The sequence below is a fragment of the Vogesella perlucida genome, assembly GCF_979366545.1.
Genome location: NZ_CEETRO010000001.1, coordinates 413,805 through 430,057, shown reverse-complemented (window position 1 = coordinate 430,057; position 16,253 = coordinate 413,805). Strand labels below are relative to the sequence as shown.

Annotated in this window: 17 protein-coding genes; 5 read left to right on the top strand and 12 right to left on the bottom strand. The window is 60.5% G+C overall.

Annotated features, from left to right (window positions below; all coding sequences use genetic code 11):
* Positions 1 to 24: 24 nt before the first annotated feature.
* The 4 genes from ACZ9XP_RS02085 to smpB form a co-directional block, all read right to left on the bottom strand.
* Positions 25 to 1,374 (bottom strand): leucine-rich repeat-containing protein kinase family protein, encoded by a 1,350-nt coding sequence (locus ACZ9XP_RS02085; RefSeq protein ID WP_147684354.1) that lies wholly within the window; start codon positions 1,372 to 1,374, stop codon positions 25 to 27.
* A gap of 97 nt (positions 1,375 to 1,471) precedes the next feature.
* Positions 1,472 to 3,049 carry a glutamine-hydrolyzing GMP synthase gene (gene guaA, locus ACZ9XP_RS02080; RefSeq protein WP_147684321.1) on the bottom strand — a complete coding sequence of 526 codons (1,578 nt, stop codon included), beginning with the start codon at positions 3,047 to 3,049 and terminating at the stop codon, positions 1,472 to 1,474.
* Between the two features lie 59 nt (positions 3,050 to 3,108).
* Positions 3,109 to 3,450, bottom strand: a complete 342-nt coding sequence (locus ACZ9XP_RS02075; RefSeq protein ID WP_147684319.1) for a hypothetical protein — start codon at positions 3,448 to 3,450, stop codon at positions 3,109 to 3,111.
* 2 nt (positions 3,451 to 3,452) lie between these two features.
* On the bottom strand, positions 3,453 to 3,899 hold the full coding sequence (smpB, locus tag ACZ9XP_RS02070; RefSeq protein WP_017506985.1) for an SsrA-binding protein SmpB: 447 nt from the start codon (positions 3,897 to 3,899) through the stop codon (positions 3,453 to 3,455).
* Positions 3,900 to 4,051: 152 nt separating this feature from the next.
* On the opposite strand from smpB, the gene ACZ9XP_RS02065 reads away from it, so the two are divergent.
* Both ACZ9XP_RS02065 and ACZ9XP_RS02060 read left to right on the top strand, forming a co-directional pair.
* Positions 4,052 to 4,489, top strand: coding sequence for a type II toxin-antitoxin system RatA family toxin (locus tag ACZ9XP_RS02065; protein ID WP_147684317.1), 438 nt, complete (start codon positions 4,052 to 4,054; stop codon positions 4,487 to 4,489).
* Positions 4,482 to 4,787 carry an RnfH family protein gene (locus tag ACZ9XP_RS02060; RefSeq protein WP_147684315.1) on the top strand — a complete coding sequence of 102 codons (306 nt, stop codon included), beginning with the start codon at positions 4,482 to 4,484 and terminating at the stop codon, positions 4,785 to 4,787. The genes ACZ9XP_RS02065 and ACZ9XP_RS02060 overlap by 8 nt, the downstream gene beginning before the upstream one ends.
* Before the next feature lie 85 nt (positions 4,788 to 4,872).
* Here ACZ9XP_RS02060 and ACZ9XP_RS02055 read toward each other — a convergent pair whose 3' ends face one another.
* The 5 genes from ACZ9XP_RS02055 to ACZ9XP_RS02035 all read right to left on the bottom strand — a co-directional run bounded on the left by ACZ9XP_RS02055 (position 4,873) and on the right by ACZ9XP_RS02035 (position 11,007).
* A complete protein-coding gene (locus ACZ9XP_RS02055) occupies positions 4,873 to 6,672 on the bottom strand; it encodes a GGDEF domain-containing protein (protein WP_465187898.1) in 1,800 nt (599 codons plus the stop codon).
* Between the two features lie 75 nt (positions 6,673 to 6,747).
* Entirely contained in the window at positions 6,748 to 7,044 is a 297-nt protein-coding gene (gene ftsB, locus ACZ9XP_RS02050) for a cell division protein FtsB (protein WP_017506989.1), read from the bottom strand.
* Positions 7,045 to 7,046: 2 nt separating this feature from the next.
* Entirely contained in the window at positions 7,047 to 8,333 is a 1,287-nt protein-coding gene (gene eno, locus ACZ9XP_RS02045; RefSeq protein WP_017506990.1) for a phosphopyruvate hydratase, read from the bottom strand.
* An 85-nt stretch (positions 8,334 to 8,418) separates the two neighbouring features.
* Positions 8,419 to 9,270, bottom strand: a complete 852-nt coding sequence (gene kdsA / locus ACZ9XP_RS02040) for a 3-deoxy-8-phosphooctulonate synthase (protein ID WP_017506991.1) — start codon at positions 9,268 to 9,270, stop codon at positions 8,419 to 8,421.
* Between the two features lie 96 nt (positions 9,271 to 9,366).
* Entirely contained in the window at positions 9,367 to 11,007 is a 1,641-nt protein-coding gene (locus ACZ9XP_RS02035) for a CTP synthase (RefSeq protein ID WP_147684310.1), read from the bottom strand.
* A gap of 476 nt (positions 11,008 to 11,483) precedes the next feature.
* Here ACZ9XP_RS02035 and rpmB point away from each other — a divergent pair, with 476 nt between their 5' ends.
* From rpmB to ACZ9XP_RS02020, 3 genes are all read left to right on the top strand, one after another.
* Entirely contained in the window at positions 11,484 to 11,717 is a 234-nt protein-coding gene (gene rpmB, locus ACZ9XP_RS02030) for a 50S ribosomal protein L28 (protein WP_026107616.1), read from the top strand.
* 29 nt (positions 11,718 to 11,746) lie between these two features.
* On the top strand, positions 11,747 to 11,902 hold the full coding sequence (gene rpmG / locus ACZ9XP_RS02025) for a 50S ribosomal protein L33 (RefSeq protein WP_017506994.1): 156 nt from the start codon (positions 11,747 to 11,749) through the stop codon (positions 11,900 to 11,902).
* A gap of 214 nt (positions 11,903 to 12,116) precedes the next feature.
* Entirely contained in the window at positions 12,117 to 12,359 is a 243-nt protein-coding gene (locus ACZ9XP_RS02020) for a hypothetical protein (protein WP_465187897.1), read from the top strand.
* Between the two features lie 53 nt (positions 12,360 to 12,412).
* On the opposite strand, the gene mutL is transcribed toward ACZ9XP_RS02020, so the two are convergent.
* The 3 genes from mutL to secF all read right to left on the bottom strand — a co-directional run bounded on the left by mutL (position 12,413) and on the right by secF (position 16,246).
* Positions 12,413 to 14,314 (bottom strand): DNA mismatch repair endonuclease MutL, encoded by a 1,902-nt coding sequence (gene mutL / locus ACZ9XP_RS02015; RefSeq protein WP_465187895.1) that lies wholly within the window; start codon positions 14,312 to 14,314, stop codon positions 12,413 to 12,415.
* Positions 14,315 to 14,534: 220 nt separating this feature from the next.
* The gene (locus tag ACZ9XP_RS02010) at positions 14,535 to 15,173 is read right to left on the bottom strand and encodes a DedA family protein (protein ID WP_206211227.1); all 639 of its coding nucleotides are present in this window, start codon (positions 15,171 to 15,173) and stop codon (positions 14,535 to 14,537) included.
* 137 nt (positions 15,174 to 15,310) lie between these two features.
* A complete protein-coding gene (gene secF / locus ACZ9XP_RS02005) occupies positions 15,311 to 16,246 on the bottom strand; it encodes a protein translocase subunit SecF (protein ID WP_147684304.1) in 936 nt (311 codons plus the stop codon).
* Positions 16,247 to 16,253: the final 7 nt, after the last annotated feature.

Here is a 16,253-nt window from a genome sequence, read left to right as displayed (position 1 = left end):
AGGCGTGCTTGATCTGGCGCAGGCTTACCGCGCGGATGATGGCATCGTGCTCAACCCCGCCAGCTTGTGGGCAATGTCGGTAAACAGTGGGCGCCATGCCGGCTCGGCTGACAGGCAGGCCGCCTGCAGCGCTGCCAGTACTGCCAGGGTTGGCCGCGCGGCATCGTCTGCGTGACAGTGCGCCAGCAGCTCCTGTAGCAGATAGCCAAAAGCCCGCACATCGATCTGCTGTAGTGCCGATGCGCTTTCCTGGCCGGGGTCGTAGAACGAGGCGGCACCAAAGTCGCTGAGCAGCGTTTCGCCATCAGGCCGGTACAGCACATTATGGCCGTACAGGTCACCATGCAGCATCCCCCGCTGATGCAGCTGCTGCATCACGCCCGCCACGGTGCTGGCGATACGCAACACCACTGGCAAGGCAAAGCGGCGCTCGGGCGGGTACACATCGCGCGTGCAGCTGGCCAGGCTGGGCGGCTGCGCCAGGTTGCCAAAACCATCTGGCATCTGTGCCATTACCAGGCCCTGGCTGGCTTGCGGGTGGCCGCTGAGCTGCCCCAGTAGCGGAATCAGCCCCGCATGCTGGCCGGCGTGCAGTGCTGCTGCCATTTCGCATTGCGGCAGGCCGTCGCTGGTGATGCCGCCTTTGAACAGCTTGAGCGCCACGCTGCCGGCTGCTGCGTGGCCGTGTTCATCCAGCACGCTGGCCTGGTAAATATGGCCGGATGCCCCTTCGCCTAGCAGCGGGCCCACGCGTAGCCTGGCCCACGGTACAGCGGGCAGGCTGGCACTCTGCGCAGCTTGCTGCTCCAGCGTCTGGCAAAACGGGTTGCCCGCGTAGGCCAGCCAGGCCAGCTGTGGCAGGGTGGCCAGCCAATCTGGCAAGGCCGTGAGCTGGTTGGCCGCAATGCGCAGCAGCGCCAGCTGCCGGCACTGCGCCAGGCTGGCGGGCAGGCTGCGCAGGCGGTTGCCTGCCAGCATCAGTTTTTCCAGCTGCGTGCACTGGCCCAGCGCGTCGGGCAGCACCTCGATACGGTTATCAGTCAGCACCAGCCAGCGCAGCTGCGGCGGCAGCGCCGCCGCGGGCACGTGGCTGATGCGGCAGGCTTTGAAGCCGATCATGGTCAGCGATGGGCAGCGCCCCAGTACCGCGGGCAGCGTGGTAAACGGGTTATCCGAGCAAAAGATCACCCGCAGCTTGTGCAGCCGTGGCAAATCGTCTGGCAGGGTACTGAGCTGGTTACCGGATAAATCCAGTATCTCCAGGCTATCGGCCAGGCTGTAGATCTCGGGCGGGAAGGTGTCCAGCCCGGCGTGCAGGCTCAGGCGGGTAATGCCGGCCAGCGCGCCGCTGCGTAGCTGCTCTAGTGTATGCATGGGTTAATGTGTGTCAGGGCAAGACAAAGCCCGCCATGGGGCGGGCTGGGTGAGTTGGGCTGGGGCTGCGGCCAACGTCAAGGTTGGCCGCAAGGGCTTATTCCCACTCGATGGTTGCCGGCGGTTTGCCCGATACATCGTAAACCACGCGGTTCAGGCCGCGTACTTCGTTGATGATGCGGTTGGACACGCGGCCCAGCAGGCTGTACGGCAGCTCGGCCCAGTGTGCGGTCATGAAGTCGCTGGTAACCACGGCACGCAGGGCGCATACGTAGTCGTAGGTGCGGCCGTCACCCATCACGCCTACCGATTTGACCGGCAGGAACACGGCAAATGCCTGGCTGGTGAGTTCGTACCAGTTTTTGCCGGTTTTTTCGTCGATGGTGTTACGCAGCTCTTCGATGAAGATGGCGTCGGCACGGCGCAGCAGGTCGGCGTATTCCATTTTCACTTCGCCCAGAATGCGCACGCCCAGGCCCGGGCCCGGGAAGGGGTGGCGGTACACCATGTCGTGCGGCAGGCCCAGGGCCACGCCCAGCTGGCGTACTTCGTCCTTGAACAGGTCGCGCAGCGGCTCCAGCAGCTTCAGGTTCATGTCGTCCGGCAGGCCGCCCACGTTGTGGTGGCTCTTGATGGCGTGGGCCTTGCCGGTTTTGGCGCCGGCGGATTCGATTACGTCCGGGTAGATGGTGCCTTGTGCCAGCCATTTGGCGTTGGTGAGCTTGCCGGATTCGCGCTGGAATACGTCGACGAATTCACCGCCGATGATTTTGCGTTTTTTCTCCGGGTCGGCTTCGCCGGCCAGCTTGCTCATGAACTGTTCGGTGGCGTCGACGTGGATGACTTTCACGCCCAGGTTCTGCGCGAACATTTCCATCACCATCTTGCCTTCGTTCAGGCGCAGCAGGCCGTGGTCGACAAAGACGCAGGTGAGCTGGTCGCCGATGGCGCGGTGGATCAGGGCTGCTGCGACGGACGAGTCTACGCCGCCGGACAGGCCGAGGATGACTTCTTCGTTGCCCACCTGGTCGCGGATCTTCTGTACCGCTTCTTCGATGTAGTTCGGCATGGTCCAGCTAGGCTTGGCGTTGGCAACATGCAGTACGAAGCGGTGCAGCATTTCGGTGCCGCGCTTGGTGTGGGTGACTTCGGGGTGGAACTGTACGGCGTAGAAACCGCGTGCTTCGTCGGCCATGGCGGCGATCGGGCAGGACGGGGTTTCGGCAATCACGTTAAAGCCGGCTGGCAGCGCGGTGACTTTGTCGCCGTGGCTCATCCACACGTCCAGGAAGCCGTTGCCGGCGTCGTCTACGTGGTCTTGCAGGCCTTCCAGCAGCTTGGAGTGGTGGCGGGCCTGGATCTGGGCGTAGCCGAATTCGCGCTTGTCGCCGGCTTCTACCTTGCCGCCCAGGGTTTGGGCCATGAACTGCATGCCGTAGCAGATGCCCAGTACCGGTACGCCCAGCTCAAACACGGCCGGGTCAGCCTGGTAGTCGGACTCGTACACCGAGTTGGGGCCACCGGACAGAATGATGGCTTTCGGGGCGAAGGCACGGATCTCGTCTATGGGCATGTCGAACGGGTGCAGCTCGCAGTAAACATGCGCTTCACGTACACGGCGCGCGATCAGCTGGGTGACCTGGGAGCCGAAATCGAGGATGAGGATTTTGTCCATGACTGTCCTTGAAGGTAAAAAACTGGCAGGTAGCCAGTAATGCTTGGAATACGTTTACTTTAGTCGTTACCGGCGACACGGCGCTGGCGTCTTTCGGGGATGCGCTCGCTGCGGGCGATGAGCATCAACAAGCCCAGCAGGATCATGCCCAGCGACAGCATGTGGCTCAGGCGCAGTTTGTCTTCGTCAAACAGATAAACCGCTACGCCGGCGTACATCAGCATGGGGGCGGTAACGACGGTGGATTTGGTCAGGCCATCTACCACCAGCAGCACAATGCCGCTAGCGGCCAGCAGCAGGGCCAGCAGGGTGGTGGTGTCGGGCAGCAGGGCGCTGCTTTTCAGGAACCACAGCAGGCCCAGTACGATGAGGATAAGCGGCTGGAAGGCACTGGATTTCATGGTTAGCCTTTGTTGCGGATCAGGCGCTGTTTTTCGCGCTGCCATTCGCGCTCTTTTTCGGTTTCGCGCTTGTCGTGCTGCTTCTTGCCTTTGGCCAGGCCGATGTCGGCCTTGATATTGCCTTTGCTGAAGTGCAGGTTCAGCGCCACCATGGTGTAGCCGGCGCGTTCTACCTTGCCGATCAGGCGGCTGATCTGCTCTTGCTTGAGCAGCAGTTTACGGTCGCGCACCGGGTCGGGTTTGATGTGGGTAGAGGCGGATTGCAGCGGGGTGATGTGGCAGCCAAACAGGTAGAAAGCGCCGTTACGGTAAATGACGTAGCTTTCTTTCAGCTGTACGCGCCCGGCGCGAATCGCTTTGACCTCCCAGCCTTCCAGTACCAGACCGGCTTCGAGTTGTTCCTCGATAAAGTAGTCGTGGAAGGCCTTGCGGTTGTCGATAATGCTCATGGCTGCCAGATAAAGGGGTTTGCAGGAAATCGCACATTCTAGCAGATTCGGTGCTTTCGCCAAAGTGCCGAAAATTCAGGGGCTTGTCCCGGCAGCTTGCCCGCAGGGGTGGGCATTGTGTAACCTTCCACCTTTCTTTTGCCGGTTGAACCATGCAAGTCGTCGAAAAAAACGTGCTGGTGGCACACACGCCAGAGCAGATGTTCCGTCTGGTAGACGAAGTCAGCCAGTATCCGCGCTTTTTGCCGTGGTGTGCCAAGGGCGAGGAACACTCGCGCGAGGGCGATACGCTGGTGGCTAGCCTGCATATCGATTACCTGCGGGTGAAGCAGCATTTCACTACGCGCAACGTGAACCAGCCGCCGTCTACCATCCTGATGCAGCTGGTGGATGGCCCGTTCAAGTTTCTGGAAGGGCGCTGGCACTTTCACCCGCTGGGCGAGGTGGGCTGCAAGGTGGAGTTTCGCCTGAGTTACGAGTTTTCCAGCAAATTGCTGGAAACCATTATCGGCCCGGTGTTCGGTCATATCTCCGGCACGCTGGTGGATGCGTTCATCAAGGAAGCCGACCGGGTGTACGGCGATGACTGAGCGCATTGCGGTAGAGGTTGCGTACGCGCGGCCGGAACGGCAAAAGATCGTGCGCCTGACGCTGCCTGCCGGTAGCAATGCGCTGCAGGCGGTACAGGCTTCGGGCCTGGCCGGTGAGTTTGCGGATATCGATATGGCCAACCTCAAGCTGGGCATTTTCAGCAAGGCGATCAAGCCGGATACCGTGCTGCGCGAGGGGGACCGGGTGGAGATCTACCGCCCGCTACAGGCAGACCCTAAAGCGGTGCGCCGCCAGCGTGCCGAAGCCGGCCTGGCCATGAAAAAGGGTGGCGACTAGCCCGCTAGCCGCGTGTGTGGCCAAAGGTTGGCCGCAGATAAAACAAAACGGCGCCGCGGCGCCGTTTTGCTTGGACGGGGCAGGTTCAGTTTTCGGCCGAAAGCGTGCGGTTTTTGCCTGCCAGCTTGGCCTGGTACATGGCGCGGTCGGCGCGCTCGATCACGTCGCAATCCCGTTCACCGCGGTGCCACAGTGCCACGCCCGCGCTAAAGGTCACCACCAGTTTGTCCTGGTTGGCCAGGAAGAAGTTCTTGGTCAGCTCGCGTTGCAGGCGTTGTACCAGCTCTACGGCTTCGTTTACCGGGGTATCCGGCAGGATGACCACGAACTCTTCACCGCCAAAACGGCCTACGATGTCCGAGGTACGCAGGCAGTGATGCATCATGTCTACCAGGTATTTCAGTACATCGTCACCGGTCAGGTGGCCGTAGCGGTCGTTTAGCTGCTTGAAGTTGTCCACGTCGATCAGTGCAACCGACATGGGTTGGCCGCTGCGTTCGGCGCGGTGGATTTCGCGGTCGAAGTGCTCTTCCAGGCCTCGGCGGTTGAACGCACCGGTGAGCTGGTCTTCTTTCACCTTGGCGCTGGCGGCTTCCAGTGCTTTTTCCAGCTCGCCGATGCGGCTTTGTGCCGACTGCACATCCTGCTTGGCTGCCAGTAGCTCGCTGTGCGACTGCTTCAGGTTGTCTTGCATGCTGGCGGTGTCGGACAGCAGGTCTTGCAGGATGCCGGTGAGCTCGCTGGCGTTTTGCGAGTTCTTGATGCGGTCGCTATGGTTGCTGATGCGCTGGTGGAAATCACCGGTGTGGTCGGTCATCAGCGACAGCTTGTCCAGGAAGGTATCCAGCAGGGCGCGCAGCGAGCTGGTGGCTTCGTCCAGCGAATGGCGCAGGTTGCCCTGTTTGTGGATGACTTCTTTCAGGCTGGATTCCAGCTGGTAAATGTGCTGGATGGAAATATTGGGCTGCGACAGGATTTGCTGCAGGCTGGCGATCTGGCCGACCAGGTAGCTGTCGGAGCGGTTCAGCTCGGCCACGTTCTGCAGCATCAGCTGCATCAGGCCGGACAGGCCGGATACCAGGCGTTTGTCGTCTTGCGAGATCAGCTCCAGGCGGATCAGGAAGGCGCGCAAGCGCGGGAAGAAGCTGCTGATTTCATCATCGGCATTGATATGCAGCAGGGCCTGCTGCACTTCATCGAACAGCGGCATCATTTCCGGGTAGTGCACCAGGCGGGGTTCTATGCCGAATTTCAGCGCGTATTGCAGCACTTCCATCCAGGCGCGCCACTGGTTGCTGCTGACCACGATATTGCCGCCTGCAGCTGGCGTGGTGGGGGCTGCCGGGGTATCGGTTTCGCTGTCCAGGCCTGCTACTTCGATGCCGATGCTGTTGTTGCTGCCGGGTTGTAGCCAGGTTTTGGTGAGATTGACCAGCTTTTCATTCAGCTCGTCAGGGGCGTTGCCAAAGGTGGCAATAACGCGTTCCAGCGCGGATTGCTTATAGCGCTGGCCCATTTCGGGCGTGCGGGTTTCCCATGCGCGGATCAGGTCCAGCACCAGCTGGCCCCAGCTCTGGGTGACTTCACGGCTGCGCTGGTGCAGCGTGGATAAATCCATGACGAGCTGCGGGATAAGCTCCCACTTTTCATCTTCGGTGGCTTTACGCAGTTTGGTGAGGGCGATTTTGTAGCTGGAATCGCCGGATGGCAGGTTCTCAAAGGCGCGCAGTATCAGCTCGGCCAGCTTGTTTTTGCGGGTTTCTTGCGGTACCTGGGCGATTTCGCAGTAGACGCGCTCGAAGTTGTCCGGGGTGGGCAACAGCTTGCGCATGGTGAGCTGTTTGAGGGTTTCCCGTGCGGTATCGATGGGATTGTGTGTCGTCATAGACCAGACCCTGTAGCCTTTATAGCCTGCCATTTATATCGTTATCGGTAGTGGCCTGAGGCGCCTCAATATACGCTATTGCTGCGCAGGTGGTGCGTTGGCCGTATCAAGAAGCTGGAAAAATACCTCACCTTTACGGATCATGCCAAGCTCATTGCGTGCACGCTCTTCAATTGCAGCGGTTCCTTGCTTTAGATCACGAACTTCTGCATCAAGCGCAGCGTTGCGGCGTACCAGTACCAGGTTGGCCGCACGCTGCTCTTCTACCTGTTTATCAAGCTGCCAGACCCTGAGCCAGCTGCCCTTGCCCAGCCATAATGGCCATTGCAAGGCAGAGAGCAAGATGATCAGCATCAGGGTCAGGCGGCGCATGATTATTTCTTCAGGTGGTAAAAGGCGTTGCTACCCGGGTAGTAGGCGGCATCACCCAGCTCTTCTTCGATACGCAGCAGCTGATTGTACTTGGCCATGCGGTCGGAGCGCGACAGCGAACCGGTCTTGATCTGCATGCAGTTGGTGGCCACAGCCAGGTCAGCGATGGTGCTGTCTTCGGTTTCGCCGGAGCGGTGGCTCATTACGCTGGTATAGCGGGAACGCTTGGCCAGATCAACCGCTTTCAGTGTTTCGGACAGGGTACCGATCTGGTTTACTTTCACCAGCAGCGAGTTGGCCAGGCCGCCTTCGATGCCTTTGGCCAGAATGGACGGGTTGGTCACGAACAGGTCGTCACCTACCAGCTGGATGCGGTCGCCCAGACGGTCGGTCAGCACTTTCCAGCCGGCCCAGTCGTGCTCGCTCATGCCATCTTCGATGGAAATGATCGGGTAGTTGTTGGCCAGGGTTTCCAGGTAGTCGGCAAACTGCTCGGAGCTCAGTGCCAGGCCTTCGGCGGTCAGGTGGTACTTGCCGTCTTTGTAGAATTCGCTGGAGGCGCAGTCCAGGGCCAGCATCACATCTTGGCCGGCTACGTAGCCAGCGGCGTCGATGGCTTCCAGAATCAGCTTGATGGCTTCTTCGTGGCTGGTCAGGTTAGGGGCAAAGCCGCCTTCGTCGCCTACGGTAGTGGCGTAGCCTTTGCTATCGCACAGCTTTTTCAGCGCGTGGAAGATTTCGGCGCCACAGCGCAGGGCTTCGCGGAAGGTTGCGGCACCTACCGGCACAATCATGAATTCCTGGATATCCAGGGTGTTGTTGGCGTGCGCGCCACCGTTGATCACGTTCATCATCGGTACCGGCAGGGCCATCGGGCCGGCGCCACCCAGGTAGCGGTACAGCGGCAGGCCAGCGTCTTCGGCTGCAGCACGGGCCACGGCCATGGAAACGGCCAGCATGGCGTTGGCGCCCAGGCGTGCTTTGGTTTCGGTGCCGTCCAGCTCGATCAGGGTCTTGTCGATGAAGGCTTGGTCAGAGGCGTCCAGACCGATGATGGCTTCGCAGATTTCGGTATTGATGTTTTCTACCGCTTTGAGCACGCCTTTGCCCAGGTAGCGGCCTTTGTCGCCGTCACGCAGTTCCAGCGCTTCTTTCTCGCCGGTGGAGGCGCCGGACGGTACGGCAGCACGGCCCATCACGCCGGATTCCAGCAATACATCAGCTTCAACAGTGGGGTTACCGCGCGAGTCCAGGATTTCGCGGGCAATCACGTCGATGATCGCACTCATGAGTGTTTCCTTCAGGGTGTCAAGGTTAGTCAAACCGGATACGGTGCGGCCAACCTTGGGGCAGGTTGGCCGTGGAGTCAACCTGTTACAGCGATTGTTCTGCGAAGGGCTGGCCCTTTACCAGGGCGTCAATCGCTTGCAGCGTGGCCAGCAGTTCTTTCATGCGGCCCAGTGGCCAGGCATTGGGGCCGTCGGACTTGGCGCAGGCCGGGTCCGGGTGGGTTTCCATGAACAGGCCGGCAACACCGGTAGCAATGGCGGCGCGCGCCAGCACCGGGACAAATTCGCGCTGGCCGCCGGAGCTGGTGCCCTGGCCACCGGGCAGCTGCACGGAGTGAGTGGCATCAAACACCACCGGGCAGCCGGTTTCGCGCATGATGGCCAGGCTGCGCATGTCGGATACCAGATTGTTGTAGCCGAACGACGCACCACGTTCGCACGCCATGAAGTTGTCGGCGTTCAGGCCGGCTTCCAGCGCGGCTTCGCGCGCTTTGTCGATCACGTGTTTCATGTCGCCGGGTGCCATGAACTGGCCTTTTTTGATGTTCACCGGCTTGCCGCAGACGGCCACAGCACGGATGAAGTCGGTCTGGCGCGCCAGAAAGGCAGGCGTTTGCAGCACGTCCACCACGGCGGCGACGTGCGGTACCTGTTCTTCGGTGTGCACGTCGGTCAGGATGGGTACGCCGATCTGGCTACGCACATTGTCCAGAATGCGCAGGCCTTCTTCCATGCCAAAGCCGCGAAAGGACTTGCCAGAGGAGCGGTTGGCCTTGTCAAAGCTGGATTTGTAGATGAAGTTGATGCCCAGCGCGCTGGTGATTTCCTTCAGCTGGCCAGCCGTATCCAGGGCCAGCTGTTCGCTTTCGATTACGCAGGGGCCAGCAATCAGGAACAGTGGCTGGTCCAGGCCTGCTTCAAAACCGGCGAGTTTCATGGTGTGTCCTTTCAAGGCAAGGTTGGCCGCAAGTCCTGCAGGGGTCTGCATGAGCTGCGGCCAACCGTTAACAGGCGGAATAAGGCAAAACGCTTATCAAGCCTTGGCTTTGTCCTGCTGATGTGCCAGCGCTGCCTTCACATAGGCAATGAACAGCGGGTGGCCATCACGCGGGGTAGAGGTAAATTCCGGGTGGAACTGGCAGGCAAAGAACCAGCGGTGGTTGGCCAGCTCGATGGTTTCTACCAGTTTCTCGTGACCGGCGGAGACACCGCTGATGGTCAGGCCGGCTTCCGACAGGCGCTGTACGTAGTGGTTGTTCACTTCGTAGCGGTGGCGGTGACGCTCGGTGATCTCGGTGTTGCCGTAAACGCGTGCGGCCAGCGAACCTGCGGTCAGGTCACATTGCTGGCTACCCAGGCGCATGGTGCCGCCCATATTGGAGTTTTCATCGCGTTTTTCGATCTTGCCGTCATGGTTGACCCATTCGTCGATCAGTGCCACCACCGGGTAGTCGGTTTCCAGGTCGAACTCGGTAGAGTTGGCGCCCTGCATGCCGGCTACGTCACGGGCGTATTCGATCAGCGCGATCTGCATGCCCAGACAGATACCCAGGTAAGGGATATTGTTTTCGCGGGCAAACTTTACCGCCTTGATCTTGCCTTCCACGCCGCGCTTGCCGAAGCCGCCCGGTACCAGGATGGCGTCCATGTCTTTCAGCGATTCTGCGCCGTCACGCTCGATCTCTTCGGAATCGACATAGATGATGTTGACGTTGGTGCGGGTGTGCACGCCAGCGTGCTTCAGCGCCTCGGACAGCGATTTGTACGATTCGGTCAGGTCAACGTACTTGCCCACCATGGCGATGTTCACGGTGTGGTCCGGGTTTTCGATGGCGTCGATGATGCCGTTCCACACGCTCAGGTCAGCCGCTGGCAGGTCAAGTTGCAGCTGTTCGGCGATGATGGTGTCGATGCCCTGGCCGTGCAGCATGGCGGGCACTTTGTAGATGGAGTCTGCGTCGTAGCAGCCGATCACGGCGTTTTCTTCTACGTTGCAGAACAGGGCGATCTTGCGCTTTTCGTCTTCCGGCAGCTCGCGGTCCATACGGCACAGCAGGATGTCCGGCTGAATGCCGATCTCGCGCATTTCTTTTACCGAGTGCTGGGTCGGCTTGGTCTTGATCTCGCCAGCGGTGGCAATGTAAGGCACGTAGGACAGGTGCACGAACAGGGTGTTCTTGCGGCCCAAGTTGGAGCGCATCTGGCGGATGGCTTCCAGGAAGGGCAGCGATTCGATGTCGCCAACGGTGCCGCCGATTTCCACGATGGCCACGTCAACATCACCCGCGCCTTCACGCACTTTCAGTTTGATCTCGTCGGTGATGTGCGGGATAACCTGCACGGTACCACCCAGGTAGTCGCCACGGCGCTCCTTGGTGATCACGGACTCGTAAATCTGGCCAGTGGTGAAGTTATTGCTTTTCTTCATCTTGGCGTGGATGAAGCGCTCGTAATGGCCAAGGTCGAGGTCGGTCTCGGCGCCGTCTTCGGTGACGAAAACCTCACCGTGCTGGAAGGGGCTCATGGTGCCCGGATCAACGTTGATGTACGGATCCAGCTTCAGCATGGTGACTTTGAGCCCGCGGGACTCAAGAATGGCGGCGATGGACGCGGCGGCGATGCCCTTGCCTAAGGAGGACACCACGCCACCGGTAACGAAGATGTACTTGGTCATGGGATTACGGCTCTATGAGAATCCGGGATTTTAACCGAAAGCCGCCTTTTTTTGAATGGGGCAGGGCGGCTTCATCGCAATCTATTCAACTGTCGTGCCGGTGTTCCATGCATGGCGCATGAGTAAGGGTGCCGGCCAGGCTTGGCGGCAGTATAGAATGCCTGCACCGTAGTGCCAGCCAAGTGCGTGCAAGCGTGTCCGTATCGCGGTATGGCAGCGTGGGGATGCGGGTGATCGGGGTAAGTCTTTGCTTGTCTTGCCTTTTTGTCTGCCATGTTGCCGCGGCGGTGGCGCAGTTTGCTTGCAGTTTTTTGCTGCGTTACCCGTCGCAATGCGGTATCATCCGCCTCACTTTGGGTTGGGGTTCTGGCAACAGCTCACCGCTGCAGCATGCAATTGCCGTGGTGGGTGCTTGTATCCGGGCCTCTTAATATGGTATAAGTCTTTCTTTTACCGGCTTTTGGGAGTGATTAACCATGGCGCGTGTTTGCAAAGTCACCGGCAAGCGTCCGATGACCGGGAACAATGTGTCCCACGCCAATAACAAAACTAAGCGTCGTTTTCTGCCGAACCTGCAGTATCGCAAGTTCTGGGTAGAGAGCGAAAACCGTTGGGTACGTCTGCGTATCTCCAACGCTGCTCTGCGTACTATTGATAAGGTAGGCATTGATGCAGTTCTGGCCGACCTGCGTGCTCGCGGCGAACTGTAATTAACTCGACCGAAGCTTAAGGATTAGCCATGCGCGACAAGATCAAACTGGAATCGACTGCAGGTACTGGTCATTTCTACACCACCACCAAGAACAAGCGCACCATGCCGGAAAAAATGGAGATCAAAAAGTTTGATCCCGTTGCCCGCAAGCATGTTCTGTACAAAGAAACCAAACTGAAATAATTTGGCTTCTTTACGGTGGTGCTCCTTCGGGAGCGCACCTGTTGATAACAAACCCCCGGCCTAGGCTGGGGGTTTGTTTTTTGTGCGTCTGTCTGTGGTGCCTGCGGCCCTTTTGCTGTCGATAGCGTGGGTTTCTTCCCCCGCCCGGGCGGTACCGTGCCTGCCGCTGGCCTGCTGTCATTTATACTGCATGGCTGGATAAGGGGGAGATGTCATGCGTTTACTTCAGATGGCGGCCTTGTTGGCCGCAGGCGGGGTGCTGTGTGGTTGTGCCGTGGTATCGGTGGCTGGTGCGGCCGTGTCTGTCGCCTCGACTGCGGTATCGGTAGGGGCGACGGTGGTGGGCACGGCAGTGGATGTGACTGCTGCGGGGGTGAAGGCGGTGGCCAACGCCGGTAGCAGTGCGCCCGAGGCGGCGGTTTGCCCGCCGGGTACGGTGTGTGTGCCAACGCCTTGATAGTGTAGTGGTGCAAAAAAGCCTGGCACATGCCAGGCTTTTTTATTGCAGGCTTATTGTCCGCGCATGAACAGCGCATCCAGATCGCGCATGCCCAGCCTGCTCCAGGTGGGGCGGCCGTGGTTGCACTGGCCGGAGCGTTCTGTGGCCTCCATGTCACGCAGCAGGGCGTTCATCTCCGGCAGGGTCAGCTGACGGTTAGCGCGTACTGCGCCGTGGCAGGCCATGGTAGCCAGCAGCTCGTTGCGGCGCTCGGTCATGACCTGGGTGAGGCCGTGTTCGCGCACGTCTTTCAGTACGGCGCGGGCCAGTTCTACCGCATTACCTTCTTTGAGCCACACCGGCATGCCGCGTACGGCGATCTGGGTGGGCGAGAGCACGGCTAGCTCCACGCCCAGGCGTTGCATGTCTTCGGCGTGTTCCTCTACCGTGGCTACCTCGAAGCGGTCGGCGGCGAATGATACCGGCAGCAGCAAGGGCTGCATGGGGATGGCGTCGGCCTCCAGCGCGGTTTTCAGGCGTTCGTACACGATGCGCTCGTGGGCGGCGTGCATGTCCACCACAATCAGGCCGTCCTCGCATTGGCTCAGGATGTACACGCCGTGCAGCTGCGCCAGGGCAAAGCCCAGTGGCGGAATGCCGTCGCTGGCGGCGGGCAGTACCTGGGGCGGGGTGGCCGCATTAAGGGCAGGCATGAACGAGGCGGGCGCCTGCCGCTCTTCGTCGCGCAGGCCGGCAAACTGCTTGTCGTACACGCCGATGGCTTCGCGCGCCACGTGCAGCGGGATGCTCTGCTGCTCGTAGCGGTAGGTTTGCGGTAGCGGCGTGCGGCCAACGTTGGCCGCAGGGCGCGGTGGCAGCAGGCTGGCTTGCTGGCCTATGGGTGCGAGGCCAGCCGCGGGGAGGGTGGTGGCGCCAGGCTCGCCTGCCGGCTGATCGTGCAGCTGTACCGCCGGGCTGGCGCCAGCGGTGGTGCTGGCCAGGGCGCGGTGCACGCTGTGGAACAAAAACTGGTGAATGGCCTGGCTCTCGCGAAAGCGTACCTCGATCTTGGTGGGGTGCACATTCACATCTACCCCGGCCGGGTCCAGCGTGAAAAACAGCGCGTAGGCGGGGTGGCGCTCGTGGTGCAGCACGTCACGGTAAGCCTGACGCAGCGCGTGCTGCGCGGTTTTGTCGCGCACAAAGCGGCCGTTGACAAAGAAATACTGCGCGTCGCGGCTGGCTTTGGAATAGGTAGGGCTGGCCACAAAACCGGTCAGCCCCAAGCCGGCAGCCTGTGTGTCCAGCGGTAACGCCGCCTCGACAAAGTCTTTGCCCAGCAGCGCGCCGACACGTTCGGCTACCGTTTGCTGTGGCAGGCGCCACACGACCTTGCCGTTATGGCGCAGGGTGAATTCCACCTGCGGGTGCGCCAGGGCGATGCGTTCGAAGGTGGCGGCGCAGTGGGCGTATTCGGTGTTATCGCTTTTCAGGAATTTGCGCCGCGCCGGGGTGTTGAAGTACAGATCCACCACCTCCACGCTGGTGCCGGCGGGGTGCGCGGCGGGCTCTACCGGGTGCAGGGTGCCGTCGATGGCAATAATCTGGTGTGCGTGCTCGGCGTCGTGCGGGCAGCTGGTGAGCGTCAGGCGCGACACCGAGGCCACGCTGGCCAGCCCTTCACCGCGAAAACCCAGGGTAGAGACGCTTTCCAGGTCGTCCAGGCTGCTGATCTTGCTGGTGGCGTGGCGGTCCAGTGCCAGCGGCAGGTCTTCGGCAGCCATGCCGCTGCCGTTGTCGGTAACGCGAATCAACTTGATGCCGCCCTGGGCCAGGTCCACGGTGATTTTGCTGGCGCCGGCGTCCAGGCTGTTTTCCAGCATTTCTTTCAGTGCCGATGCCGGGCGCTCGACTACCTCGCCGGCAGCGATCTGGTTAACCAGGTGGTCGGGCAGTTTCTGGATGCGTTTCATGCGCTGAAGCTCTAGGTTGGCAACAAAATCAAAAACATTTTTGTCACGACAGACACGGAAAGTCCTTCTGTGGCGGCGAAAACCACGAAACCACACGAAAGGCGTGTCGGCTGTGGCCGGCAGGTATTACCAGTGCGCTGCTTGCCAGGCCTGTGGTGTGTTTCCCTGTTGTTCGTGTGTTTCTGTGGCTAAAGGGTTACGTGGTTTTCGTGGCAAAAAATCAGGCTTTGCCCGCCGCCCGCCGGTGGCGGATGACTTCGATGATGCCGGGCAGCATGGACACGATGATGATGCCGAAGATCAGGTATTCCAGGTTTTTGCGTACAAAGGGCAGGTTGCCAAAGAAGAAGCCGGCATAGGTAAAGCCGATTACCCACATTAGGGCGCCGATCACGTTGTAGCTCAGGAACTGGCGGTACTCCATGCGGCCGATACCGGCCACAAACGGCGCGAAGGTGCGCACGATGGGGACAAAGCGGGCAAAGATGATGGTTTTGCCGCCGTGTTTTGCGTAAAAAGCGTGCGTCTTGTCGAGATAGGACTGCTTGAGCAGGCGTGGAAAGCGCGCAAACAGTTTCATGCCGGCGTGGCGGCCAATGGCGTAATTGACGCCGTCGCCCAGAATGGCGGCCACGATCAGCAGGGCCACCAGCAGGTGAACGTTCATCTGGCCCATGGCAGCCAGGGCACCGGCGACGAACAGCAGCGAGTCGCCGGGCAGAAAAGGTGTCACCACCAGGCCGGTTTCGCAGAACACGATCAGGAACAGGATGAAATAAATCCATGGCCCATAGTTGGCCGCCAGGGTGGCCAGATGGGTATCGATGTGCAGGATGAAGTCGATCAGGAAGGTAATCAGTTCCATGGTCTTATTTGGCAGTGGCTGGCAGTGGCTGGCAGGGCAAGGCTGCGAGGCAACCCGGCTTTGTCAGACACCGTAGCAAGGTTGGCCGCATGGTGCGGCCAACCTTGTATCGCGGAATGGGGCCAGAGGCCTTACACCACCGCTTCTTCTTTCGGTTTCACTACTTTCACCATGTGCTCGCGCGTGGTGCCCAGCGCCAGTGCCAGCGGGCTGGCCACCAGTACCGACGAGTAAATACCGAACACGATGCCGATGGTCAGCGCCATGGCAAAGCCGTGCAGTGCCGGGCCGCCGAACAGCAGCATGGACAGCACCATGGTTTCGGTGGAGCCGTGGGTGATGAAGGTGCGGCTCATGGTGGCGGTAATGGCGTTGTCGATGACCTCGGCCGTGCTCTTGCCACGCATGGCCGGGCGGCGGAAGTTTTCACGGATACGGTCGAACACCACCACCGATTCGTTCACCGAGTAACCCAGCACCGCCAGCACACCGGCCAGCACGGTCAGGCTGAACTCCCACTGGAACAGCGCAAAGCAACCCAGGATGATCACCACGTCGTGCATGTTGGCAATGATCGCCGACAGTGCCAGGCGCCACTCAAAGCGGATAGCCAGGTAGATCACGATGCCCACGCACACCAGCAGGATGGCGGTCAGGCCATGCGACACCAGCTCTTCGCCCACGCTGGGGCCGACAAACTCTACCTTGCGCAGCTGTACGCTGGCGTCGCCGGCTTTCAGCAGGCCCATCACCTGTTCAGACAGCTTGGCCGAGCTGACGCCCGCCTTGCTAGGCAGGCGGATCAGTACGTCGCGGCTGGTGCCCAGGCTTTGTACCTGCACCTCGCCGACCTTCAGGGCTTCCACGCGGTGGCGGATATCCCCCAGGTTGGCCGCTTGCTGGTACTGCACTTCCATCACGGTACCGCCGGTGAACTCCACCGACAGGTTCAGGCCCTTGGTAAACAGGAACACCACGGCCAGGATAAAGGTCACCAGCGAAATGGTGGTGGTGAGCTTGCCGTAGCTCATGAACGGGATATCCCGTTTGATGCGGAAAAACTCCATCTCTCAG

Excerpts from the sequence above, each read along its gene's own strand:
- ACZ9XP_RS02075 (WP_147684319.1), bottom strand. The coding sequence starts at position 3,450 with ATGAAATCCAGTGCCTTCCAGCCGCTTATCCTCATCGTACTGGGCCTG.
- eno (WP_017506990.1), bottom strand. The coding sequence starts at position 8,333 with ATGAGTGCGATCATCGACGTGATTGCCCGCGAAATCCTGGACTCGCGC.
- kdsA (WP_017506991.1), bottom strand. The coding sequence starts at position 9,270 with ATGAAACTCGCCGGTTTTGAAGCAGGCCTGGACCAGCCACTGTTCCTG.
- guaA (WP_147684321.1), bottom strand. The coding sequence starts at position 3,049 with ATGGACAAAATCCTCATCCTCGATTTCGGCTCCCAGGTCACCCAGCTG.
- ACZ9XP_RS02035 (WP_147684310.1), bottom strand. The coding sequence starts at position 11,007 with ATGACCAAGTACATCTTCGTTACCGGTGGCGTGGTGTCCTCCTTAGGC.
- secF (WP_147684304.1), bottom strand. The coding sequence starts at position 16,246 with ATGGAGTTTTTCCGCATCAAACGGGATATCCCGTTCATGAGCTACGGC.
- mutL (WP_465187895.1), bottom strand. The coding sequence starts at position 14,314 with ATGAAACGCATCCAGAAACTGCCCGACCACCTGGTTAACCAGATCGCT.
- rpmB (WP_026107616.1), top strand. The coding sequence starts at position 11,484 with ATGGCGCGTGTTTGCAAAGTCACCGGCAAGCGTCCGATGACCGGGAAC.
- ACZ9XP_RS02055 (WP_465187898.1), bottom strand. The coding sequence starts at position 6,672 with ATGACGACACACAATCCCATCGATACCGCACGGGAAACCCTCAAACAG.
- ACZ9XP_RS02085 (WP_147684354.1), bottom strand. The coding sequence starts at position 1,374 with ATGCATACACTAGAGCAGCTACGCAGCGGCGCGCTGGCCGGCATTACC.
- rpmG (WP_017506994.1), top strand. The coding sequence starts at position 11,747 with ATGCGCGACAAGATCAAACTGGAATCGACTGCAGGTACTGGTCATTTC.
- ACZ9XP_RS02060 (WP_147684315.1), top strand. The coding sequence starts at position 4,482 with ATGACTGAGCGCATTGCGGTAGAGGTTGCGTACGCGCGGCCGGAACGG.
- ACZ9XP_RS02020 (WP_465187897.1), top strand. The coding sequence starts at position 12,117 with ATGCGTTTACTTCAGATGGCGGCCTTGTTGGCCGCAGGCGGGGTGCTG.
- ACZ9XP_RS02065 (WP_147684317.1), top strand. The coding sequence starts at position 4,052 with ATGCAAGTCGTCGAAAAAAACGTGCTGGTGGCACACACGCCAGAGCAG.
- smpB (WP_017506985.1), bottom strand. The coding sequence starts at position 3,899 with ATGAGCATTATCGACAACCGCAAGGCCTTCCACGACTACTTTATCGAG.
- ftsB (WP_017506989.1), bottom strand. The coding sequence starts at position 7,044 with ATGCGCCGCCTGACCCTGATGCTGATCATCTTGCTCTCTGCCTTGCAA.